The 21540-nt window shown below is 64.4% G+C and carries 21 protein-coding genes and 2 pseudogenes; 15 read left to right on the top strand and 8 right to left on the bottom strand.

What is annotated here, in order from left to right:
- The 3 genes and pseudogenes from FJ414_RS28520 to FJ414_RS28510 all read left to right on the top strand — a co-directional run.
- Positions 1 to 674 (top strand): annotated as a pseudogene (locus FJ414_RS28520) (EmrB/QacA family drug resistance transporter); the annotation flags it as partial.
- A 149-nt stretch (positions 675 to 823) separates the two neighbouring features.
- Positions 824 to 1114, top strand: coding sequence for a hypothetical protein (locus FJ414_RS28515; RefSeq protein ID WP_246672520.1), 291 nt, complete (start codon positions 824 to 826; stop codon positions 1112 to 1114).
- Between the two features lie 224 nt (positions 1115 to 1338).
- Positions 1339 to 1770 carry a cupin domain-containing protein gene (locus FJ414_RS28510; RefSeq protein ID WP_140647696.1) on the top strand — a complete coding sequence of 144 codons (432 nt, stop codon included), beginning with the start codon at positions 1339 to 1341 and terminating at the stop codon, positions 1768 to 1770.
- A gap of 42 nt (positions 1771 to 1812) precedes the next feature.
- On the opposite strand, the gene FJ414_RS28505 is transcribed toward FJ414_RS28510, so the two are convergent.
- Complete coding sequence (locus FJ414_RS28505; RefSeq protein WP_140647695.1) at positions 1813 to 2268, bottom strand: carboxymuconolactone decarboxylase family protein; 456 nt, start codon at positions 2266 to 2268, stop codon at positions 1813 to 1815.
- Positions 2269 to 2449: 181 nt separating this feature from the next.
- On the opposite strand from FJ414_RS28505, the gene FJ414_RS28500 reads away from it, so the two are divergent.
- On the top strand, positions 2450 to 3205 hold the full coding sequence (locus tag FJ414_RS28500) for a copper homeostasis protein CutC (protein WP_140647694.1): 756 nt from the start codon (positions 2450 to 2452) through the stop codon (positions 3203 to 3205).
- On the top strand, positions 3205 to 3714 hold the full coding sequence (locus tag FJ414_RS28495) for a GNAT family N-acetyltransferase (RefSeq protein ID WP_181181740.1): 510 nt from the start codon (positions 3205 to 3207) through the stop codon (positions 3712 to 3714). Before FJ414_RS28500 ends, FJ414_RS28495 begins: the two co-directional genes overlap by 1 nt.
- Before the next feature lie 133 nt (positions 3715 to 3847).
- On the opposite strand, the gene FJ414_RS28490 is transcribed toward FJ414_RS28495, so the two are convergent.
- The 4 genes from FJ414_RS28490 to FJ414_RS28475 form a co-directional block, all read right to left on the bottom strand.
- Positions 3848 to 4870, bottom strand: a complete 1023-nt coding sequence (locus FJ414_RS28490; protein WP_140647693.1) for an acyltransferase — start codon at positions 4868 to 4870, stop codon at positions 3848 to 3850.
- Between the two features lie 208 nt (positions 4871 to 5078).
- On the bottom strand, positions 5079 to 5876 hold the full coding sequence (locus FJ414_RS28485; RefSeq protein WP_140647692.1) for a xanthine dehydrogenase family protein subunit M: 798 nt from the start codon (positions 5874 to 5876) through the stop codon (positions 5079 to 5081).
- A gap of 12 nt (positions 5877 to 5888) precedes the next feature.
- Positions 5889 to 8237, bottom strand: a complete 2349-nt coding sequence (locus tag FJ414_RS28480; protein WP_140647691.1) for a xanthine dehydrogenase family protein molybdopterin-binding subunit — start codon at positions 8235 to 8237, stop codon at positions 5889 to 5891.
- Between the two features lie 113 nt (positions 8238 to 8350).
- Positions 8351 to 8851: a (2Fe-2S)-binding protein gene (locus FJ414_RS28475; protein WP_140647690.1), complete on the bottom strand. Its 501-nt coding sequence runs from the start codon at positions 8849 to 8851 to the stop codon at positions 8351 to 8353.
- Between the two features lie 260 nt (positions 8852 to 9111).
- Here FJ414_RS28475 and FJ414_RS28470 point away from each other — a divergent pair, with 260 nt between their 5' ends.
- On the top strand, positions 9112 to 10296 hold the full coding sequence (locus FJ414_RS28470) for an FIST signal transduction protein (protein ID WP_140647689.1): 1185 nt from the start codon (positions 9112 to 9114) through the stop codon (positions 10294 to 10296).
- Positions 10297 to 10300: 4 nt separating this feature from the next.
- Entirely contained in the window at positions 10301 to 11638 is a 1338-nt protein-coding gene (locus tag FJ414_RS28465; RefSeq protein ID WP_140647688.1) for a hybrid sensor histidine kinase/response regulator, read from the top strand.
- Between the two features lie 10 nt (positions 11639 to 11648).
- On the opposite strand, the gene FJ414_RS28460 is transcribed toward FJ414_RS28465, so the two are convergent.
- Positions 11649 to 12332 (bottom strand): response regulator transcription factor, encoded by a 684-nt coding sequence (locus FJ414_RS28460; RefSeq protein ID WP_040981753.1) that lies wholly within the window; start codon positions 12330 to 12332, stop codon positions 11649 to 11651.
- A 204-nt stretch (positions 12333 to 12536) separates the two neighbouring features.
- Here FJ414_RS28460 and FJ414_RS28455 point away from each other — a divergent pair, with 204 nt between their 5' ends.
- From FJ414_RS28455 to FJ414_RS28440, 4 genes are all read left to right on the top strand, one after another.
- Positions 12537 to 13235, top strand: a complete 699-nt coding sequence (locus FJ414_RS28455; protein WP_140647687.1) for a fumarylacetoacetate hydrolase family protein — start codon at positions 12537 to 12539, stop codon at positions 13233 to 13235.
- The gene (maiA, locus tag FJ414_RS28450; RefSeq protein ID WP_140647686.1) at positions 13232 to 13882 is read left to right on the top strand and encodes a maleylacetoacetate isomerase; all 651 of its coding nucleotides are present in this window, start codon (positions 13232 to 13234) and stop codon (positions 13880 to 13882) included. The genes FJ414_RS28455 and maiA overlap by 4 nt, the downstream gene beginning before the upstream one ends.
- Positions 13872 to 14345 carry a DUF4262 domain-containing protein gene (locus tag FJ414_RS28445; RefSeq protein WP_140647685.1) on the top strand — a complete coding sequence of 158 codons (474 nt, stop codon included), beginning with the start codon at positions 13872 to 13874 and terminating at the stop codon, positions 14343 to 14345. Before maiA ends, FJ414_RS28445 begins: the two co-directional genes overlap by 11 nt.
- Before the next feature lie 171 nt (positions 14346 to 14516).
- Positions 14517 to 15557: a zinc-dependent alcohol dehydrogenase family protein gene (locus FJ414_RS28440; RefSeq protein WP_140647684.1), complete on the top strand. Its 1041-nt coding sequence runs from the start codon at positions 14517 to 14519 to the stop codon at positions 15555 to 15557.
- Positions 15558 to 15623: 66 nt separating this feature from the next.
- Here the strand turns inward: FJ414_RS28440 and FJ414_RS28435 are convergent, their stop codons facing one another.
- Positions 15624 to 16487 carry a DMT family transporter gene (locus tag FJ414_RS28435; RefSeq protein WP_140647683.1) on the bottom strand — a complete coding sequence of 288 codons (864 nt, stop codon included), beginning with the start codon at positions 16485 to 16487 and terminating at the stop codon, positions 15624 to 15626.
- Positions 16488 to 16588: 101 nt separating this feature from the next.
- On the opposite strand from FJ414_RS28435, the gene FJ414_RS28430 reads away from it, so the two are divergent.
- The 4 genes and pseudogenes from FJ414_RS28430 (at position 16589) to FJ414_RS28415 (ending at position 20911) form a co-directional block, all read left to right on the top strand.
- Complete coding sequence (locus tag FJ414_RS28430; RefSeq protein WP_140647682.1) at positions 16589 to 18010, top strand: PLP-dependent aminotransferase family protein; 1422 nt, start codon at positions 16589 to 16591, stop codon at positions 18008 to 18010.
- Between the two features lie 299 nt (positions 18011 to 18309).
- Positions 18310 to 19502: pseudogene (gene cml, locus FJ414_RS28425) on the top strand (CmlA/FloR family chloramphenicol efflux MFS transporter).
- 30 nt (positions 19503 to 19532) lie between these two features.
- A complete protein-coding gene (locus tag FJ414_RS28420) occupies positions 19533 to 20078 on the top strand; it encodes a TetR/AcrR family transcriptional regulator (RefSeq protein ID WP_140647681.1) in 546 nt (181 codons plus the stop codon).
- On the top strand, positions 20075 to 20911 hold the full coding sequence (locus FJ414_RS28415; protein ID WP_140647680.1) for an EamA family transporter: 837 nt from the start codon (positions 20075 to 20077) through the stop codon (positions 20909 to 20911). The genes FJ414_RS28420 and FJ414_RS28415 overlap by 4 nt, the downstream gene beginning before the upstream one ends.
- A 16-nt stretch (positions 20912 to 20927) precedes the next feature.
- On the opposite strand, the gene FJ414_RS28410 is transcribed toward FJ414_RS28415, so the two are convergent.
- Positions 20928 to 21425, bottom strand: a complete 498-nt coding sequence (locus FJ414_RS28410; RefSeq protein WP_140647679.1) for a MaoC family dehydratase — start codon at positions 21423 to 21425, stop codon at positions 20928 to 20930.
- Positions 21426 to 21540 lie beyond the last annotated feature (115 nt).

Genomic DNA, 21540 nt, shown 5'->3' with positions numbered 1-21540 from the left:
CCTTCGACTACACCGCCACCCTTTCCGGTCTGTCGATGATGCCGGGCGGCATCGCCATGCTGATGCTGATGCCGATTTCGGGCCTTGCGGCCGGTGTCGTTCAGCCGCGCTATCTCATCATGATGGGCATGTCGGTGATCGCGGTCGCGCTTTGGCACATGACCTCGCTGACGCCCGACGCCAGCTTCGGTTTCTTCGCCTATGCGCGCATCTACATGATGATCGGCCTGCCGTTCCTGTTCATCCCGATCTCCACCGCCGCCTATGTCGGCCTGCCACCGCAAAAGACCGATCAGGCATCCTCGCTGATCAATGTCGCCCGCAACATCGGCGGCAGCATCGGCGTGTCGCTGTCCAACACTGTCATCGCCCAGAACGCCCAGTTGCATCAGTCGGTGCTGGTCGGCCACACGGCGCAGTCGAGCGAGGCCTATCAGCAGACTCTCCGCCAGGTGATGGACCATTTCGTCGCCGAGGGCTCGCCGCTGATCGAGGCCAGGCAACAGGCCGTCGGCTGGATCGGACAGGAAATCGGTCGCCAGGCTTCACTGCTCGCCTATGTCGACGTCTTCTTCTATTGCGCAATAGCGACGGCGCTGCTCGTGCCGTTCACCTTGCTGCTCCGGGCGCCGAAGCCCGGGCCTGGCAAACAGCAGGACAGCCCCGCTGCGTGACAGAGCCGCTTGGAGTGTTTCACCGCAACGTGATGGCGTGCTCATCAAGCGCCACTCCCGGTAACGACAAAGTGTCCACCCCGCGCTGCGGCTCGGCACGGTGGAGCCTCAGTCCGATGCTAGCCCCCCGCTTGGGGGAACTCGAAACAATGGAGATCGCAATGAAAGCCGCAGCACGTCTTCTTGCCTCTTTCGCTCTCGCGGGATTTGTCACCACCGGAGCCATGGCGGCGATGTCGACAACGACAACCACGCCCGCCGCCACCACGACAACGACCATGGCGCCAACCACGAAGAAGCCGAAAACCGCCATGACGCCCGAAAAAACCGCGATCTCGAAGCAATGCTCGACGCTCGCGGATCAAAAAGGCCTCCACGGCAAGGATCGCGAGAAGTTCCGCTCGGACTGCAAGAAGAACGGCGGCAAGGCACCGAGCTGATCCGCCGGATCACCTTCCCGGCACGTCCCTGATTTCCATCGCACAGCGAATCAGCCGGCCGAGCGGCTGAGGCGATGATTACAGTGCTGAGCCCCGGCATGTCCGGGGCCTTTCACGTCTTCCAGAGCAGCTTAGACCGCAACGCCCGAAAATTCGGCGCATGCAAAAGGATGCTTGCGCGTCAATTTTCGTCGGGCGATGGTGCGGCAACTTTGGAGGGGATCATGCGCAACATCACAATATCGGCACTGCTGGCGATAGCCACCGTCCATGCGACCGCGGCCAACGCGTTGGACAGCAGTAATACGCCGGTCGTGGTAACGACGTTGGCTTCGAAGACCACGACCGCGTCGGGCCAGCCGATCACGCTGCCGCAGAAGAATGTCGAGGTTCAGGTCTCGTCCTACCAGATCGCGCCGGGGGCGACCTTGCCTGTGCACAAGCACCCCTTCCCGCGCTACGCCTATGTCGAGCAAGGCACGCTCAAGGTGACCAATGTCGAGACCGGCGCTGCCAACACCTACAAGACCGGCGACTTCATCGTCGAGATGATCGGGCAATGGCACCAGGCCACCAATATCGGTGCCGATCCGGTGAAGCTTCTGGTGATCGACCAGGTCGAGCAAGGCGCCAAGAACACGATCCTGAAACAGTAGCCGGCGAAGTGCCGGCTCCGAAGCGGGCACCCTCCTCTCGCCTCACCCCCAGGCGCCTACCGGTTGCCGCGTGGTGGCGTTCAGCCGGTTGAACGCATTGATCAGCGCGATCTGGATCACCAGGGCGGCGAGCGCCTTGTCGTCATAATGGCGCGCGGCCTCGTCCCAAACCTCGTCCGGCACCGCGTCGGAACGATCGGCCAGGCGCGTCGCGGCTTCCGTCAGCGCAAGCGCCGCGCGTTCGGCTTCGTTGAAGTACGGCGTCTCCCGCCATGCCGACACGGCGAAAATCCGCTCGTCCTTCTCGCCGGCCTTCTTCAGCTCACGCGCATGCATGTCGACGCAAACGGCGCAGGCGTTGATCTGACTGGCGCGCAGATGAACGAGCTTGCGCGTCACATAAGGCACGTCGCCGGCTTCGGTCGATTTGTCGAGCGCCAGAAGCGCCTGCAGTGCGCCGGGAATGAGCATCACCGGGTTCTTCAATCTTGCTTCCATCGTCGATCTCCTTGGCCAACAGGGCTCGCACCAATCAATAACTTTTCAGTTATGAGTTATCCATAACCCTGCAGTTATGTATTGTCAAGCACCTCCATGGCTGGACCGATCGTTGCGGCTTTCGCGGTGGCCCGCCCGATGCTAGGGCTGCGCATCTCGTCGAAAGCATGGATGGAAACCGGTGGCGGACACGCAAAAACCCCTGATCGAAATCTGCGTCGAAGGCATTGACGGGCTGCTTGCCGCCCAGGCCGCCGGCGCCGACCGGGTCGAGCTCTGCGCCAGCCTCACCGAAGGCGGCATCACGCCGAGCATGGGCACGGTGCGCGCCGCGCTCCAAAGCGCGACCATTCCCTTTCATGTCATCGTGCGTCCGCGCGGCGGCGATTTCCTCTACAGCGAGGCCGAATACCGCTCGATGCTCGCCGATGTCGAAGCGCTGCGCGAGCTCGGCGTGGCCGGCGTCGTCGTCGGCTGCCTCACCGCCGACGGCGCCATCGACGAAGCGCGCATGAGCGCGCTGGTTGAGGCTGCCGGCCCGCTCAACGTCACCTGCCATCGCGCCTTCGACATGACGCGCGATCCGGTCGAGGCGCTCGAAGCCTTGATCCGCTGCAAGGTCGGTCGCGTGCTGACCAGCGGCCAGCGCGATACGGCGGTCGAAGGTGTCGAGCTTCTGGCGGAGCTCGTTCGCCAGGCGGGCGCGCGCATCATCATCCTCGGTTGCGGCGCCCTCGCGCCCGACACGATCGGCGAGGTGCGCAGGCGGACCGGACTGACCGAGATGCATTTCGCAGCACTGGCGGACGTGCCGAGCGCCATGCGCTACCGCAACCCGAATGTCGGCATGGGCGGCGCCGACCTCGATCGCGAATACCGCAACACGGTGACCGACCAAGCCAAGGTGGCGGCGACGATCGCGGCCGCGAGAGCCTGATGGCGAAGACGATGAGCAAGGAATTGTTGCCGATCGAACAGGTCTCGCCCGCCGATGAGGCCGCCATCCTCGCCCTCAACAACGAGCATGCGGCGGAGTTGTCCTGGCTCGAGCCGGAACGGCTCTCATTCCTGCTCAGCGAAGCATTCTACACCCGCCGCATCGGCGCGCTGGAAGCCTTCATCATGTGCTTCGACCAGGATGCAAACTACGACAGTCCGAACTTCCTCTGGTTTCGCGAGCGCTATCCGCGCTTCGTCTATGTCGATCGCGTCGTCGTGGCCGCGGACGCCCGCGGCCGCGGCCATGCCCGCCGGCTTTATGAGGACCTGTTCGAGCAGGCTCGCCTCGCCGGCCACACCATCGTCACCTGCGAGGTCAATGCCGATCCACCCAACCCGGCCTCCGACGCCTTCCACGCAGCGCTCGGCTTCGCCGAGGTCGGCGACGCAGTGATCCACGGCGGCAAGAAATCGGTGCGCTATTGGGCGAAGCCCATCGCCGCCTGAACGCTGCTGGCCAGGAAAACAGGCCGCAGCTAATATATCGGCTCCGCTGGCTGGGGGCGACATCATGGCGAGCAATGTCTTCCGCTTCGACGAAAGCTGGGACATCCCGAAGGCACGCCGCAGGAACCTGATCTCACCAGTTGCGGTTGAGCCAGCCGCGTGCGGGTTTTTCGACGATATAGTAGCTGGCCAGCGCGCAGGCGAATACAGCCGCCAGCATCGGTATCGGCGCGCGACCGTGTTCATCGACGAATTTGTAGAAAGGCTGCTGCCAGAGATAGAGCGAATAGGACCACAGGCCGAGCATCACCATCGGCCGCGACGACAGCGGCCCCGTCAGGTAGCCGCCCGCGAAGTCGAGCGTGTTGACGGCGAGCGCCAGCAGCGGCACGCCGACAAGATAGTGGATCGTGGTCGGCACCGGATCGAGGAACAGCAACAGGCAGCCAACCGCCGCCGCCAGCGCCACATGCTGGCTTTGCAGGAAAGCCGGCAGGCGCCCGTCGGCCTTGAGCAGGCAGATCGCGGCGGACAGCAGGATCGAGGCGATATGCACGTCGGTCCGCCAGTAGGTGGTCTCGTAGCCCATGCCGAGAACCCCGTACGAAATGGCGCCGTTGGCCATTGCCAGCAGCGCCAGCACGACCAGCAGCCGCACGACGTTCGTTCTTCCGGTTACCACCACGCTGATCAGCGCGAGCAGGATATAGGAATGCTCCTCGACGCAGAGCGACCAGATGTGGTCGAGCGCGCCGGCGCGGGTGATCAGGATGCCGGCGTAATTGTAGGTGAAGGTCAGCGCCGTCAGCGCCGCCTTCCACTTGAAGGCGATGAAGGTTCCGGTCAGGCCGATCATGGCGGCAATCACGAACACCAGCAGCGCGGGATAGATGCGCGAGAAGCGGCGCTTGAAGAATTTCTTCAGCGGAAAGCGCTCGATGAACAGGATTTCGCCCATCAGCCGGCCGCTCAGCACGAAGAAGAACTCGACGCCGAGCACACCGAGATTGAGTCCCGGGACCGGAAAGAAATGGCCGATCAGCACCATCGCGATCGACAGGCCTCGCCAGCCGTCGAGATAGGCCAGTCTTGTCCTGGCTTCCCTCTCGATTGCGGCCCGCGGCAGGACAACGGACGCTGCGGAGATGTCGGTCATACCGTGCCTTCGCAACTCGAGGTCCGGATGCGAAGCGTTGCCCGCGTCTCGGACCGTCTGGTATTCCCGCCGGAGTCATTTTGCAGTGCGGGATATTATTGTGCAAGTGCGAAACCGCGAATACTCAGGTAATTCACGCCAAGTCGTTGCGAGTACAAAAGAAAAAGGGGCCGCGAAGGCCCCTTTCCTTCACCCAGGCTGAGAGCGTTCAGGCGTTGGCGGCGGCCACGGCACGCTTGGCCATCACCGCGATCAGATTGGCGCGATAGTCGGCGGAGGCATGGATATCGCTCATCAGCCCCTTTGCCGACACTTTGAGGCCGCCGAGCGCCGCGACGTCGAAATTCTTCGCCAGCGCCGCCTCGATTTCCTTGGAGCGGAAAACGCCGTCCTCGCCGGCGCCGGTCACCGCCGCCCTCACGCCGTCCTTGCCCTTGGTCACGAACACACCGACGATGGCGTAGCGCGAAGCCGGGTTGCGGAATTTCTGGTAGGCCGCCTTGGCCGGAGCGGTAAAGCTTACCGCGGTGACGATCTCGCCTTCCTTCAGCGCTGTCTCGAACAGGCCCTTGAAGAATTTGTCCGCCGCGATCTCGCGCTTGTTGGTGACGATCGTCGCGTCCAGGGCCAGCAGCGCGGCCGGATAGTCGGCGGCCGGATCGTTGTTGGCGATCGAGCCGCCGATCGTGCCTTTATAGCGTACCGCCGGATCGCCGATCAGGGATGCCATATGCGCAAGCGCCGGGCAGGCCTTCTTCAGCTTGTCGTCGGTGGAGACGTCGTAATGCGTCGTCGCGGCGCCGATGGTGACCGTCTTGCCGGACACCTTGACGCCTTGCAGGTCCTTCAGCCGCGAGACGTCGACGAGGTCCGAGGGCGCCGCGAGCCGCGTCTTCATGGCGGGGATCAGTGTCATGCCGCCGGAGAGCAGCTTGGCGTCGCCATTCTTGAGTTGCCTGGCGGCGTCGGCGACGGAGGAAGCGCGATGGTAGTTGACGGAATACATGCTCGTTCCTCCTCAGTACTTCGTCGCGCGGATGGTTGCCCACACCGTCGCGGGCGACGCCGGCATGGCGATGTCGACGACGCCGAGCGCATCGGTGATGGCGTTGATGACCGCCGGCGGCGAACCGATGGCGCCGGCCTCGCCGCAGCCCTTGACGCCGAGCGGATTGCCAGGGCATGGCGTATTCGAGGTCGAGACCTTGAAGGACGGCAGGTCGCCCGCGCGCGGCATGGTGTAATCCATGTAGCTTGCCGTCAGAAGCTGGCCGCTTGAGTCGTAATGCGCGCCTTCCAGCAACGCCTGGCCCACGCCCTGGGCGATGCCGCCATGCACCTGCCCCTCGACGATCATCGGATTGATGATGTTGCCGAAATCGTCGGCCGCGACGAACTGGACGATCTCTGTCGTGCCGGTTTCGGGGTCGATCTCGACCTCGCAGATGTAGCAGCCGGCCGGGAAGGTGAAGTTGGACGGATCGTAGAAGGCCGTCTCCTTCAACCCGGGCTCCATGCCGGCCGGCAGGTTGTGGGCGGTGTAGGAGGCAAGCGCCACCTGGAACCAAGGCAGGCTCTTGTCGGTGCCCGCGACCTTGACCTCGCCATTCTCGATGACGATGTCGCCCTCGTCCGCTTCGAGCAGGTGCGCGGCGATCTTCTTGGCCTTGGCCTCGACCTTGTCGAGGGCCTTGACGATAGCCGACATGCCAACGGCGCCGGAACGCGAGCCGTAGGTGCCCATGCCCATCTGCACCTTGTCGGTGTCGCCATGCACGATCGAGACCGAGTCGATCGGCACGCCGAAGCGCTGGGTGACCAGTTGCGCGAAGGTCGTCTCATGGCCCTGGCCATGGCTGTGCGATCCGGTCAGCACCTCGATCGTGCCAACGGCATTGACGCGCACCTCCGCCGATTCCCAGAGGCCGACACCGGCGCCGAGCGAGCCGACCGCCGACGACGGCGCCAGGCCGCAGGCCTCAATGTAGCAGCTCATGCCGATGCCGCGCAGCTTGCCCTGCCTAGTGGCGTCGGCGCGGCGCTTGGTGAAGCCGGCATAGTCGGCGGCTTTCATCGCCGCATCGAGCGAAGCGTTATAATCGCCAGCGTCATAGGCCATGATCACCGGAGTCTGGTGCGGGAAGGACGTGATGAAGTTGCGGCGTCTGAGTTCCGCCGGCGGCACGCCAAGCTCGCGCGCCGCGGTTTCCATCATCCGCTCGAGCACGTAGGTGGCCTCCGGCCGCCCTGCCCCGCGATAGGCATCGACGGGCGCGGTGTTGGTATAGACGGTGCGCACATTGGCGTGGATCGCCGGGATGTTGTACTGGCCCGACAGCAGCGTGGCATAGAGATAGGTCGGCACGCAGGACGAGAACAGCGACATGTAGGCGCCGAGATTGGCTATTGTGTCGACCTTCAGACCGGTGATGCGGTTGTCCTTGTCGAAGGCCATCTCCACCGTCGAGACATGGTCGCGGCCATGCGCGTCCGACAGGAAGCTTTCGGTGCGGTCGGCGACCCATTTGACGGGAACGCCGGTCTTCTTCGATGCCCACAGGCAGACGATCTCTTCCGGATAGATGTAGATCTTGGAGCCGAAGCCGCCGCCGACATCGGGCGCTATCACGCGCAGCTTGTTTTCCGGCGCGACATTGTAGAAGGCGCTCATCACCAGCCGCGCGACATGCGGGTTCTGCGACGTCGTCCAGCAGGTATAGTGGTCCTCCGCCTTGTCGTAGTGCCCGAGAGCCGCGCGCGGCTCCATCGCATTCGGCACCAGCCGGTTGTTGACGATCTTCATGCGCGTGACATGGGCCGCCGACCTGATCGCCGCGTCGGTGGCCTTTGCGTCGCCGAGCTCCCAGTCGAAGATCAGGTTGTTCTCTGCCTCGGCATGGACCTGCGGCGCTCCGGGTTGGATGGCCTTGGTGGCGTCGACGATGGCCTTCAATTCCTTGTAGGTGATCTCGACCGCTTCCGCCGCGTCGCGCGCCTGGCCCTTGGTGTCGGCGATCACGATGACGACCGCGTCGCCGACATAGCGCACCTTGTCGACGGCCAGAGGCGACCACGCGCCCATCTTCATCGGCGTTCCGTCCTTGGAGTGGATCATCCAACCGCAGATCAGATTGCCGATGCCGTCGGCCTTGAGCTCCTTGCCGGTGAGCACGCCGACGACGCCGGGCATCGCTTGCGCCTTTTTCACATCGATCTTCTTGATCTGCGCATGCGCGTGCGGACTGCGCACGAACACGGCATGTTTCATGCCGGGGACCACCATGTCGTCGACATAGCGGCCGCCTCCGGTGATGAACCTCTTGTCTTCCTTGCGCGCCACGCGGGCGCCGACGCCTTCGATACCCATTTGCGGAAATTCCTCCGGAATTAAGGGAATAGGCAGTAGGGGGTTAGGCAGTAGTGAGGGGCTCGCGGTCGTATCGCCGTTTGCCTTATTCCCTATTGCCTACTGCCTACTCCCTAAGCTGCCTGCTTCGCCCTGCCCTTGGCGCCCTTCGCCATCGCCTCCGATGCGGCGAGGATCGCCTTGACGATGTTGTGGTAGCCCGTGCAGCGGCAGATATTGCCTTCGAGCTCGGCGCGCACCGTCGCCTCGTCGAGGCCCTCGGGATGGCGCGCGATCATGTCGGTCGCCGCCATGATCATGCCCGGCGTGCAGAAGCCGCATTGCAGCCCATGATGCTCCTTGAACGCGGCCTGCACCGGATGCAGCTCGGCCCCGTCGGCGAGCCCCTCGATGGTGACGATGGTCGAGCCCGAGGCCTGCGCTGCCAGCATGGTACAGGACTTCACCGCTCGGCCGTCGACATGGACGACGCAGGCGCCGCATTGCGATGTATCGCAACCGACATGCGTTCCGGTGAGTCCGAGATGTTCCCTGAGGAAATGCACCAGAAGCGTTCGGTCCTCGGCGTTCCCGCTGACCCGCCTCCCGTTCACAGTCAACGACACGTCCGACATGCAACCTCCCTGGGTATCAACCTTGGTCATTGCCGAATGCCGCGCTTGTGCTTCGGCAGTGCGTTATTCGGGTAGCGTACAACGGGCAAAACAGCGCTGCCAGCGCCGGTTCCATTGTACTTTCGATCATGGCGAAAGCTATGTGCAGCGCAGCAACCGGCCCCATTGCCAAAACCGGGATTGAAGGCAAAGATGCCTTCGACGCGAAGCGTGCCTGACACGCATAAGAAAAGACACGCACAAAACAGCGTTGGAGGAAATTGCGGAGACGGCAGCTGGCCAGTTCGAGCACACGCTATGCATCGGGCCTTTCGGCGCTCACCACGGATGAGCCCGACCCGAATGCCTTTGCGCGCGCCATCGCGGCTGAAGCGGCGGCCGTCGACGCCGGCTTTGCGCTTCTGTTCTTCTCCCAAAGCCTGGTCGACGCGGCGGCGCTCGCGCAAGCGCTGAAGGTCCATGCGCCGTCGCTCGCCTATGCCGGCTGCTCGACCGCCGGCGAGATCACGCCGCAGGGACTGGAGGAAGGGCATGCTCTTGCCCTGCTTTTGCCGTCGGCGTCGTTTTCGACCGTCAGCGCCATGGTCGAGAACCTCTCCTCCTCCGGCATGGACGGGATCACCGGCGAGGTCGTGGAGCTGCGGCGCCTGCTGCGCTGCCGCGCCGGCCAGGAACGGGCGAAGAGCGTGTTCGCCCTCTGCTTCATCGACGGGCTTTCCTATGCCGAGGAAGCGGTGACCTCGGCCATCCACTGGGGATTGGACGACATCCCGCTGATCGGCGGCTCGGCGGGCGACGACCTGAAATTCGAGACGACCAGCCTGATTTCGAACGGCAAGGTCACGTCCGACAGCGCCATCATCGTGCTGGTCGCGACCGAGATCCCCTTCCACGTCTTCAAGACCGACAATTTCATTCCGACCGACGAGAAGCTGGTGGTGACGTCGTCCGACCCGGACCATCGCATCGTGCGCGAATTCAACGCCACCAACGCGGCGGAGGAATACGCGGCCTCGGTCGGCACCGTGGCGCAGGCGCTGACACCGCTAAGCTTCGCCTCCCATCCCGTCGTGGTGAAAGTGGCCGGCGAATATTACTGCCGCTCCATCCAGCGCATGCATGTCGACGGCTCGCTGTCGTTCTTCTGCGCCATTGACGACGGCGTCGTTCTGTCCATCGCCCAGCCGAAGAACATGGTAGAAGCGACGCGCGCCGCGTTGCAGGACGCCGAACGCAAGCTCGGCGGCATCGACATGATCCTCGGCTTCGACTGCGTTCTGCGCCGGCTCGATGCGCGCAACCGTCAGGTTTACCGGGACATTTCGGAGCTCTACCGGACCAACAAGGTCATCGGCTTCGGCACCTACGGCGAGCAGTACCGCTCGATGCACCTCAACCAGACCTTTACCGGCATCGCCTTCGGCGAGCCCCAGGCAGCCGAGTAGCGAGATGCCGCTTCGCGACATCAACGACCTCGAAAGGCTGAAGAAGATCAACGCGGCCCTCGTCAGCCGCGTCGAGCGTTCGATGGACCAGCAGGGCAATGCCTTCTCGCTGTTCCAGACCGCCATCTCGCTGGAAAACCGGGTGCGCAACCGCACCGAGGAACTGCACGCGACGCTGCGCCGGCTCGAACAGTCGAACATCGACCTCAGCGAGGCGAAGGAGAACGCCGAACTGGCGAACCTCTCCAAGACCAGGTTCCTCGCCGCCGCCAGCCACGACGTGCTGCAGCCGCTCAACGCGGCGCACCTGTCGGTCTCGGCGCTGGCCGAGGTCCAGGCCAGCGAGGAAGGCAGGAAGCTTGTCCGGCAGGTCGAGCGCTCGCTGGAGACGATGGAAGACCTCTTGCGCACACTGCTCGACATCTCGAAGCTCGACGCCGGGGTGGTGCAACCGGAAGTCGTCGACGTCAGCCTGGAGGCGCTGTTTTCCTCGCTGCGCTCGGATTTCCTGCCCGAAGCGGAAAAGAAAAGCCTGTCGCTGAAATTCAGGCCGGTGAACGTGGTGGTGCGCTCCGACCGCACGCTGCTCAGGCGCATCCTGCAGAACATTCTCTCCAATGCGCTGCGCTACACCCGCTCGGGCGGCGTGCTGGTCGGCACCAGGCATCGCGGCGACATCATCCGCATCGACGTCGCCGACACCGGCTGCGGCATTCCCGAGGACCAGCGTGAGGCGGTGTTCGAGGAATTCCACCGCGGCACCTCGACGCTTAACAATGCGGAACTCGCCGGCGGGCTTGGCCTCGGCCTCGCGATCGTGCGCCGCATGGCGGCGGCACTCGGCCACCCCATCACCTTTTCCTCGAAGGTCGGGCGCGGCACCATCTTCCATATCGACGTGCCGGTCGGCATGGCCACGGCCGAGCCGGCGATGGCCGCCGCCGACATGGAGCGGCCGCGCGGTTACGGCCTGTTCGGCACCAGGGTGCTGCTGGTCGAGAACGACATGGAGGTGCTCTCCGCCATGACCTCGCTGCTCGAGCGCTGGCAATGCCTGGTGCGCGCCGCCACCTCGACCGACGATGCGCTCGACCTGCTCGGCGACACCGCCTGGGTGCCCGACATCATCATCGCCGACCAGCATCTCGACGGCGGCGACCTCGGCACCTCAACGATAGCCGAAGTGCGCGACTATCTAGGCCGCCCGGTGCCCGCGCTGATCGTCACCGCCGACGGCTCCGAGATCGTCGCCAAAGCGGCGCGAGCAGCCGGCATCGAACTGATGCGCAAGCCGCTGAAGCCTGCGCAACTACGCGCGCTGCTGGCGCATCTTCTGGCTTAGAAATGCCGCCTCAAAACCCGGCCTGGTCCCGAAACAGCTCCGCGTTGTCGAGCTTCGACACCTCGATCACCGCTTGCGTGCGGCTGTAGACATTGAGCTTGCGCAGGATCTCCGAGACATGCGCCTTGACGGTGGTCTCGCCCACCTGCAGCTCGTAGGCGATCTGCTTGTTGAGCATGCCCTGGCGCAACATCTGCAGCACCCTCAGCTGCTGCGGCGTCAGCCTGGCCAGGCGCTGTACCATGTCGGCGCGGTCGGTGCTGTCGGGATCGGGCGGCTGGCCCTCGTAATTTTCCGGCACATAGACCGCTCCATCCATCACCGAGCGGATGGCGGCGGCAAGATCGCTCTTTCGGGCCGATTTCGGGATGAAGCCGGCGGCGCCATAGGACAGCGCCTCCGAGATGATCTTCGGCTCCTCGTAGCCCGACACGATCACCACAGGCAGCCGCGGATAACGGGTCCTCAGCTGCAACAGCCCCTCGAAGCCATGCACGTCGGGCATGCTCAAATCGAGCAGCGCGAGGTCGAACGGCTTGGCGTCGGCAAGAAGCTCGATCGCTTCCGCGATCGAGCGCGCCTCGACCGTATCGACATCCGGATAGGCCATCTGCACGGCGCTGTGCAGCGCCTCGCGAAACAGCGGGTGGTCGTCGATGATCAGGAAGCGGGCGCGATCGCTGACGGAGGTCATTGCACGGGTTCAGGCTTCGGTTCGGTTTCAGCCGGCACAGGATAGTCCCGTGATCATGGCCAGATTATTGGCAAATAGTACACGCCCAATGGTACGGCGCATTGTCACTGAAACGACAGGCCGATGTGCAGGGACGTCGAGTCTTGCCCGCGGGTCGAAATCGGCCGAAGGTGCTAACGATTCATGCCAGCACAGAGAAAAATCATGCCAGAATTCGTCCTTCCGCCGCCGACGATTGCTTCGGTTGCCGTCGCGGGCGCGGCGGAGCGGTTTGCCGTGCGCCGCATCTTCTGCGTCGGCCGCAATTACGCCGCGCATGCGCGCGAGCTCGGCAATGACGAGCGCGATCCACCCTTCTTCTTCACCAAACCGGCCGACGCGGTGGTCGACAGCGGCGCCGAGATCCCCTACCCGCCGCTGACCTCGAACCTGCACCACGAGATCGAGCTGGTCGTCGCCATCGGCGAGGCCGGTTTCCGCATTCCGCGCGCCGATGCGCTCGCCCATGTCTGGGGCTATGGCGTCGGTGTCGACCTCACCCGCCGCGACCTGCAGGATCAGGCGAAGAAAGCAGCCCGTCCCTGGGACTGGTCGAAGGCTTTCGACCAGTCGGCGCCTTGCGGCCCGCTGGTTCCAGCCGCGAAATCAGGACATCCGGAAAAAGGCCGTATCTGGCTTGCCGTCAACGGCGCGGTGAAACAGGACGGCGACCTTGCCGAGCTGATCTGGCCTATCGCCGACATCGTCGCGATCTGCAGCGAGGCGGTCGAGCTTCTGCCCGGCGACCTGATCTTCACCGGCACGCCGGCCGGCGTCGGGGCGGTTCAGGCAGGCGACAGGATCACCGGCGGCGTCGACGGCATCGGCGAGATCACGGTGGCCATCGGGCAGCCGAGGCGATGAGCGACCTCGTTCTTCACAACTACTACCGCTCCTCCACCTCCTACCGGGTGCGGATTGCGCTGGAGATGAAGGGGCTGGACTACACTTATGTGCCGCATCATCTGCGCCACGGCGAACATCTCGAGCCCGCCTATCTCGCGGTGAACCCGCAAGGCCTGGTGCCGGCGCTGGTGTTGGATGGCGGCACGCTTTTGACCCAGTCGCTGGCGATCATCGAATATCTCGACGAGGTCCAGCCCGAACCGCCGCTGCTGCCGAAGGATGCGCTGGGCCGGGCGCGGGTGCGGATGCTGGCGCAGATGATCGCCTGCGACATCCACCCCGTGAACAATCTGCGCGTGCTGACCTCGCTGCGCACTTTGTTCGGCGCCGGCGACGAGGACGTCGTCAACTGGTTCCGGCATTGGGTGAATGAAGGTTTCCAGCCGCTTGAGAAGATTCTGGCTTCGTCGCCCGAGACCGGCGCGTTCTGCCATGGCGACACGCCGGGCCTGGCCGACATCTGCCTCGCCGCCCAGGTGACCAACAATGCCCGTTTCGGCGTCGACATGGCCTCCTATCCGGTGATCGCGCGCATCAACGCCGCCTGCATGGCGCTGCCGGCGTTCCAGAAGGCTGCGCCGCAGAACCAGATTGATGCCGAGTAGGGAAGCCAAAGACGCCGAGGAGGCCAAGGCACTCGCCGACATCGAAGAGTACGGCTGCCACATTCTCTATGTGCTGGAGGAGGACGAGCATCCGCCATTCGCATACTCGGTCGGGATAGAGCACAATTTTGGCGTCCCTGAATTGGTCGTTATCGGACTCAAGCCGGACCTTTCGCTAACCATCATCAACGAGTACTGCAGACGCGTGCGCGGCGGCGAGAGGTTCAGCGTCGGTGCGCGGGCGTCGGGTTTCCTGGGAGGAGGCTTCGATTGTCAGTTCGGTGCGGTCCATCCCGATCACTACCCGGAATATTTCGGTTGGGACATATGGTTCTACGACGGGCCGGATTTCCGGATCGTGCAGCTTATCTTTCCGACAACTTCCGGGATTTGGCCGTGGGATGTCGAGGCTGATGAATGGTTTCGCGAACGGCAGCCACTGCTCGATACTCCGCCGCCATAACTAGCGCCCTACCCTCACCGTCGCGGCCCAGAACGCCAGCGCCGACTTCCGCCAGCAACCGGAGTAACTGATCGGTCCGCCAGTCGCGGCGCTGGCAGAATCGATTTCCGGTCGACCAGCGGTGGAATCGGCTATCGTCAACTCAAAACGCACCAACGGTGGGAGTTGCCGATGAAAGCCGTCGTCTTCGAGAAATTCGGTCAGGCGCCGACGATCCAGACCGTTCCCGACCCGAAGCCGGCCGCCGACGGGGTGGTCATCAAGGTCGAGGCGACCGGTCTTTGCCGCAGCGACTGGCATGGCTGGATGGGCCATGACGACGGCATCACGCTGCCGCATGTTCCCGGCCACGAGTTGGCGGGCGTCGTTGTCGCCGCCGGCAAGCAGGTCAGCCGCTGGAAGGCCGGCGACCGTGTCACGGTGCCCTTCGCGGTCGGCTGCGGCCGCTGCTTCGAATGCACCTCCGGCAACCACCAGGTCTGCGAGCATCAGTCCCAGCCGGGCTTCAACGCCTGGGGCTCGTTCGCCGAATATGTCGGCATCGAGCACGCCGACACCAATCTCGTGCGCCTGCCGGAAGAGATGGAATTCGCCACCGCCGCCAGCCTCGGCTGCCGCTTCGTCACTTCGTTCCGGGCCATTGTCGACCAGGGCCGGGTGACGCCGGGCGAATGGGTGGCGGTGCATGGCTGCGGCGGCGTCGGCCTGTCGGCGATCATGATCGCCAGCGCCATGGGCGCCAATGTGATCGCCATCGACCTCACCGACGAGAAACTGGCATTTGCGAAGAAGATCGGCGCGGTGGCGACGATCAACGCCGCGACGACGCCGAACGTGGTCAAGGCGGTCAAGCAGATCACCAATGGCGGCGCGCATATGTCGATGGACGCGCTGGGACACCCGACCACGTCCTTCAACTCGATCGCCAATCTGCGCCGGCGCGGCCGCCACGTTCAGGTCGGCCTGATGCTAGGCGAGCACGCCCGGCCGCAGGTGCCGATGGACAAGGTGATCGCCTTCGAGCTCGAAATCCTCGGCAGCCACGGCATGCAGGCCTACCGCTACTCCGCGATGATGGAGATGATCCGCACCGGCAAGCTGAAACCCGAACTGCTGGTCGGCAAGAAGATCAGCCTCGAGGAAGCGCCCGCGGCCCTGATGGCGATGGGCGGTTTCGAGGGCATCGGCATCGGGGTGGTGACGAAGTTCTGAGCAATTCCAGGAAAAGTGTGAAACGGTTTTCCGTCCGGAATTGCGTCAAAACAAATCAGTAGGCGCCTACCGCGCGAACTTCTTCGCCCCGAACACGCAGGCCACGACGCCGAGCGTGACGACCACCATCATCGGGCTGACCTTTTCGTGCAGCAGGCTCGCCGCCAGCGCCAGGCCGAAGAAGGGCTGCAGCAATTGCAGCTGCCCGACGGCGGCGATGCCGCCTTGCGCGAGGCCGCGATACCAGAACACGAAGCCGATCAACATGCTGAACAGCGAGACATAGGCGAGGCCGATCCAGGCGCCGGAGCCGATGCCGGCGAAGGACGGCGGCAGCGTCAAAAAGCTCAGCGCCAGCATGATTGGCAGCGACAGCGCCAGCGCCCAGCATATCACCTGCCAGCCGCCGAGCTTGCGCGACAGCTTGGCCCCTTCGGCGTAGCCCAGCCCGCAGACGATGATCGCGCCGAGCATCAGGCCGTCGCCGACCGGCGAGGCAGTCAAGCCTTGCGACAGGGCAAAACCCGCGACCAAAGCGCTGCCCAGGCACGAGAACAGCCAGAAAGCCGGGCGCGGACGGTCGCCGCCGCGAAGCACCCCGAAGATCGCGGTCGCCAGCGGCAGCAGGCCGACAAAGATGATGGAATGCGCCGAAGTGACGTGTTTCAGCGCCAGCGCCGTCAGCAACGGGAAGCCGACCACGACACCCAGCGCGACGACGACGAGCGAGATCAGGTCGCTTCGCTCCGGACGCCTCTCGCGGAATAGCAGCAGCATCGCAATCCCGAGCAGACCAGCGATTGCCGCCCTGGCCGCCGTCAGGAAGGTCGGATCGAAATCCATCACCGCCACCCGCGTCGCCGGCAGCGACCCGCTGAAGATCAGCACCCCGATGAAGCCGCTGAGCCAGCCGTCAAAACTCTTTTCCATCATCTGCTCCGTTTGCGCTTCCGTACGAGGCAAGTGATGGCGTTACCAGAGACAATTGGGTACAATTCCACAAAACTGTAATGGTATTTCGGGCAGTACGGATGACAGACCTCGCTCTTGAAAATGATGGCTCGCGCACGCTCGTCGAAAGCGTGATGGCAACGATCCGCCATCGCATCGCGGCACGCACGCTGACGCCCGGCGCGCGCCTGCCGTCGATCCGGGCTCTCGCCAAATCCTTGCAAGTGTCGAAATCAACGGTGGTCGAAGCCTATGAGCGGCTCGCGGCGGAAGGCGCGATCCGTTCGCGGCCGGGCTCGGGTTTCTACGCCGCCGGCCAGCTCGCGCCGCTGTCGCTTGCCGAGATCGGTCCCAAGCTCGACCGGACCGTCGATCCGCTCTGGGTGTCCAGGCAATCGCTGGAAGCGGGCGAGGAGATGCTGAAGCCCGGCTGCGGCTGGCTGCCCGCGTCCTGGATGCCGCAGGCCGCCTTGCGCCGGGCACTGAGAACCGCGGCCCGAGCGGACGACGTGGCGCTTGCGGACTACGGCACGCCGCTTGGCCTGCCGCCGCTTCGCCAGTTGCTGGCACGGCGCATGGCCGAGCACGGCGTCGAAGCCTCGCCCGACCAGATCATGCTGACCGATTGCGGCACCCAGTCGATCGACCTTTTGTGCCGTTTCCTGATCGAGCCCAGCGACGCGGTGCTGGTCGACGACCCCTGCTATTTCAACTTCCACGCCCTGTTGCGCGCCCACCAGGCCAAGGTGATCGGCGTGCCGTACACGCCTTCGGGTCCGGATATCGAGCTCTTCGCGCAGGCGCTCGCCGAGCACCGGCCGCGCCTCTACATCACCAATTCCGGCATCCACAATCCGACCGGCGCGATCCTGTCGCCGGTCACCGCGCATCGGCTCCTGAAACTCGCCGATCAGGCGGACCTCACCATCGTCGAGGACGATATCTTCGCCGACTTCGAGCACAGCCCGGCCCCAAGGCTCGCGGCCTTCGACGGGCTGCAGCGTGTCGTCCAGATCGGCTCCTTCTCCAAGACGCTGTCGGCCTCGGTGCGCTGCGGCTTCATCGCCGCGCCACCCGACTGGATGGAAGGCCTGACCGATCTCAAGATCGCCACGACATTCGGCGGTGCGCGGCTGTCCTCGGAACTGGTGCTGAGCCTGTTGAAGGACGGCAGCTACCGCAAACATGTCGAACAGTTGCGCACGCGCCTGTCGCGCGCCATGGCCGAGACCGCCGGCAGGCTGAAAATGATGGGCATCACGCCCTGGATCGACCAGCCTGCCGGCATGTTCCTCTGGTGCCGCCTGCCCGACGGCATCGACGCCGCCGACGTCGCCCGCCATGCGCTTTCGGACAATGTCGTGCTGGCGCCCGGCAATGCCTTCAGCCTGTCGCACACCGCCGGCCGCTTCATGCGCTTCAACGTGGCCCAGTGCGCCGACGGGCGTATTTTCACCGCCCTGGAAAGAGCGGTCGCCGCATCCCGCCGCAAGGCGGCATAAGCGCGACCGTCGGTTGCCCGAGCGGCCTTCGGCTGGTAGTGAAACCGCGAGCACGCATGCCAGCCGGCATGCGCATCGTCACCGGGACCGACGGCCATGGGATCCAGCAAGTCAGCAGACAAGTAAGCCGCAACAGCGCTTCGTTGTTGCGGCAGTCTGTCCCGTCATTCCCGTGAGCAATTCCAGGAAAAGTATAAAGCGGTTAGGCTCAGCCCTTCGCCGTAGCCTTTCCGGAATTGCGTCAGAAAAGACTCAGGCAGATCGCCGCCGAATGTCACCATTTGAGCGGAACTCTCCTCATGTCTTCTCCGAACCAGCCGACATGGACCTTGTCCATGCCAGCAGCCTTGCTGCTTTTGTCTCCCTTCGACGTCCTGGCCTCCCTCGCCATGGATATCTACTTGCCCGTAGTGCCGATCATGCCGGGCGCGCTCGGCACCTCGACGGCCGTGGTGCAACTGACGCTCAGCCTCTACATGATCTGTCTGGGGCTCGGCCAACTTGCTTTCGGACCGATCTCCGACAGGATCGGTCGGCGCCCGGTGCTGATCGGCGGCGCCCTGTCGTTCGCGGCCGCCTCCTTCCTGCTCGCCGTTACGTCGCTTGCACCGGTCTTCCTTGCCCTTCGCATCGCGCAGGCCCTGAGCGCCTCGGCCATGCTGGTCGCTGTCTTCGCCACCGTCCGCGACATCTATGCGCAAAGGCCGGAAGGCGCCGTCATCTACGGCACGCTCGGCTCGCTGCTGTCCTTCGTGCCGGCGCTGGGACCGATCGCCGGGGCTTTGATCGCCAACAGTTTCGGCTGGCGGGCGATCTTCGTCGCGCTCGGCATTCTTGCCGTGGCCGCCACGCTCAACGCCTGGCCAAGATGGCGAGAAACGCGCCCGCTGACCCATGGCCCTGCCCTGGCTGGTTTCGGACCGATCCTGCGCAGCTTCGGCTTCTGGACCTACACGCTGGCCTTCGCCGCCGCCATGGGCTCGTTCTTCGTGTTCTTTTCGACGGCGCCGAGAGTGCTCATCGGCAAGGCCGGCTTTTCCCAGGTCGGCTTCAGCCTGGCCTTCGCCAGCGCGGCGCTGGTGATGATCGTCGCCACCCGCTTCGCCAAAAGCTTCGTCGCGCGCTGGGGCATCGAAGGCAGCGTCAGGCGCGGCATGGCGATGCTGCTCCTGGGTGCTGCCCTGCTGGCTGCAGGACAGTTGTTCGCCGAGCCATCCTTCGCGAGCTTCGTCATGCCGATGTGGATCATCGCCATCGGCATCGTCCTCACAGCGTCGGTCACGGCCAACGGCGCGCTGGGCCGTTCGGCGAGACCGCCGGCACGGCCGTCGCGCTCTATTTCTGCCTGCAGAGCGTGATCGTTTCCGCGGCGGGCACGCTGTTCATCATGGATGGCGACACGGCATGGCCGCTGGCCGGTTATTGCTCGCTGATGGCGGCGATCACGCTCGCCGCGCTCGGCGTATCTGTCAAACGAGCGGAAGCAGCCTGATCCAAGGCCACACAGGCGGAGAGGCAGCACATCGTTGAAACCGCCTACGGGCTGTTCAAGCGCGTGGGCTTTCACGCCACCGGCATCGACCGCATCATCGCCGAAGCCGGCGTGGCCAAGATGACCATGTATCGTCACTTCCCCAGCAAGGACGATTTGATGGTTGAGGTCCTGGCCTACCGTGCAGGGCGGTTCGATCGCCAGCTCGACCGCCTCGCCGAACAGGCGGCCACACCCGAGCAGAAGATCGGCACAATCTTTGACTGGTACGGGCGCTGGTTCCGCAGCGCCGATTTCCACGGTTGCCTGTTCGCGCATGCCCTGGCCGAGTTCGGCGATCCGGCGCACCCGGTGTTCCAGGCCGCCGTCAGACAAAAGAACGGCCTGAAGCGGCGCATGCGCCTGATCCTCGAAGAAACGATGCCCGCCGATGCGGCGGAAAGCGCTTCGGCCGCCCTGCTGATGCTGCTTGAAGGCGCAACGCTGATGGCCCGGATGGGCCGGCCCAACGCCGCCATTCGCGATGCCCGCAGTGCGGCAATGGTCATTCTCGCCACGCGGGAGAGACCGCAATGAGCGCGACAGTCATCAGCCTGGCACTGTTCGCCGCGATCCTGCACGCCGGCTGGAACGCGTTTCTGCGAACCGGCAGCGACAGGCTTTGGACCGTCACGGTCATGAGCTTCTCGGCAACGATCGCCGCCATTCCGCTGGCGATCTTCAATCCCCTGCCGGCGGCGTCTGCCTGGCCGTATGTCATGCTCTCCGCCTGCCTTCAGGTCGGCTACAGTCTCTTTCTGGTGGCAGCCTACCGTTATGGCGAATTGGGACAGGTCTACCCGATCGTTCGCGGCTCGGTGCCGCTTCTGGTGACGCTAGGCGGTTTCGTTCTGGCGGGCGAGCGTCTGAGCTGGCATCAGTCGCTTGGCGTCGTTCTCGCCGCGCTTGGCATCATGAGCCTTTCGCTTGGCAAAGGGCGCGCGGCAACGACATCAATCCTATATGCCCTGGCGACCGGCACGATCATCGCCGCCTATGCGACGGTCGATGCTATCGGTGTCCGATCGGCGGGAAGTTCAGGCGCCTACACGGCTTGGGTGCTGTTGGTCTACGGCGTGCTGCTGCCGGTCACCTTCATCATCTGCCGCGGCAAGCTCACCGTTGACTTTCGTTCGCCCGATGCGCTGAAGGCGCTTGGCGGCGGGATTTTCGCCTTGGTTGCCTATGGCGCCGTGCTCGCAGCCTTCGCGCTCGGGCCGGCCGGTCCGATCACCGCCATGCGCGAGACGAGCGTGGTTTTCGCGGCGCTGATCGGCCGGCTGTTTCTGGGAGAGACCCTGACGCCGAGACGTATTGCGGCTTGCGGCATTGTCGCGCTAGGCGCGATCTGCCTCGGCTATCAAGGGTAATGCTGTTCCCGCCCCACTAAGCCCCTGCCCGTTTGCGGCGCTCATACATCATCACCAGCGTTTCGGCCGTCAGCGCCGGCTTCTGCTCGCCTTCGATCTCGACGGTGTTGGCCGCCTTCATCAGATACTGGCCAGGACCGCGGTCCTCCATGGAAAGCAGCGTGGTGCGCAGCCTGATGCGCGCGCCGGCTTTGACCGGCGCCAGGAAGCGCACCTTGTCGAAGCCGTAGTTGAAGGCGGCCTGGGTGTTCTCCGGCACGATGCCCATCTCCAGCGCCAGCGCGCCGATGATCGACAAAGTCAGGTAACCATGCGCGATCGTGGTGCGGAACGGGCTCTGCCGTTTCGCCCTTTCGGGGTCGACATGGATCCACTGATGGTCGCCCGTGCATTCGGCGAACTGGTCGATGCGCTGCTGGTCGACCGTCGTCCAGTCGGACACGCCGAGTTCCTGCCCGGACATCGTGCGCAACTGTTCGAAGGTCGGCGGCGTTCTCGGCCGTGCTTCCGTCATTCCGGCTTTCCCATCACTCTTGCCTGTCTCCCGACCATGAAGCGGCGGCCTCTGTCAATTCGCCGCCCCGCGATTTTCGCCGGTAGAGTTGATGCTTTTACGGCAAGCCGAGAAC

This window comes from Mesorhizobium sp. B3-1-6, from assembly GCF_006439555.1.
Taxonomy (GTDB): domain Bacteria; phylum Pseudomonadota; class Alphaproteobacteria; order Rhizobiales; family Rhizobiaceae; genus Mesorhizobium.
Note: the sequence above shows the minus strand (reverse complement) of the source record. Positions and strands in the feature narration are given on the sequence as shown.

Coding starts and splice junctions, on each gene's coding strand:
- FJ414_RS28490 (WP_140647693.1), bottom strand. CDS start 4,870: ATGACCGACATCTCCGCAGCGTCCGTTGTCCTGCCGCGGGCCGCAATC.
- FJ414_RS28480 (WP_140647691.1), bottom strand. CDS start 8,237: ATGGGTATCGAAGGCGTCGGCGCCCGCGTGGCGCGCAAGGAAGACAAG.
- FJ414_RS28510 (WP_140647696.1), top strand. CDS start 1,339: ATGCGCAACATCACAATATCGGCACTGCTGGCGATAGCCACCGTCCAT.
- FJ414_RS28505 (WP_140647695.1), bottom strand. CDS start 2,268: ATGGAAGCAAGATTGAAGAACCCGGTGATGCTCATTCCCGGCGCACTG.
- FJ414_RS28475 (WP_140647690.1), bottom strand. CDS start 8,851: ATGTCGGACGTGTCGTTGACTGTGAACGGGAGGCGGGTCAGCGGGAAC.
- FJ414_RS28460 (WP_040981753.1), bottom strand. CDS start 12,332: ATGACCTCCGTCAGCGATCGCGCCCGCTTCCTGATCATCGACGACCAC.
- FJ414_RS28515 (WP_246672520.1), top strand. CDS start 824: ATGGAGATCGCAATGAAAGCCGCAGCACGTCTTCTTGCCTCTTTCGCT.
- FJ414_RS28415 (WP_140647680.1), top strand. CDS start 20,075: ATGAGCGCGACAGTCATCAGCCTGGCACTGTTCGCCGCGATCCTGCAC.
- FJ414_RS28445 (WP_140647685.1), top strand. CDS start 13,872: ATGCCGAGTAGGGAAGCCAAAGACGCCGAGGAGGCCAAGGCACTCGCC.
- FJ414_RS28455 (WP_140647687.1), top strand. CDS start 12,537: ATGCCAGAATTCGTCCTTCCGCCGCCGACGATTGCTTCGGTTGCCGTC.
- FJ414_RS28465 (WP_140647688.1), top strand. CDS start 10,301: ATGCCGCTTCGCGACATCAACGACCTCGAAAGGCTGAAGAAGATCAAC.
- maiA (WP_140647686.1), top strand. CDS start 13,232: ATGAGCGACCTCGTTCTTCACAACTACTACCGCTCCTCCACCTCCTAC.
- FJ414_RS28430 (WP_140647682.1), top strand. CDS start 16,589: ATGACAGACCTCGCTCTTGAAAATGATGGCTCGCGCACGCTCGTCGAA.
- FJ414_RS28495 (WP_181181740.1), top strand. CDS start 3,205: ATGGCGAAGACGATGAGCAAGGAATTGTTGCCGATCGAACAGGTCTCG.
- FJ414_RS28485 (WP_140647692.1), bottom strand. CDS start 5,876: ATGTATTCCGTCAACTACCATCGCGCTTCCTCCGTCGCCGACGCCGCC.
- FJ414_RS28435 (WP_140647683.1), bottom strand. CDS start 16,487: ATGGAAAAGAGTTTTGACGGCTGGCTCAGCGGCTTCATCGGGGTGCTG.
- FJ414_RS28410 (WP_140647679.1), bottom strand. CDS start 21,425: ATGACGGAAGCACGGCCGAGAACGCCGCCGACCTTCGAACAGTTGCGC.
- FJ414_RS28440 (WP_140647684.1), top strand. CDS start 14,517: ATGAAAGCCGTCGTCTTCGAGAAATTCGGTCAGGCGCCGACGATCCAG.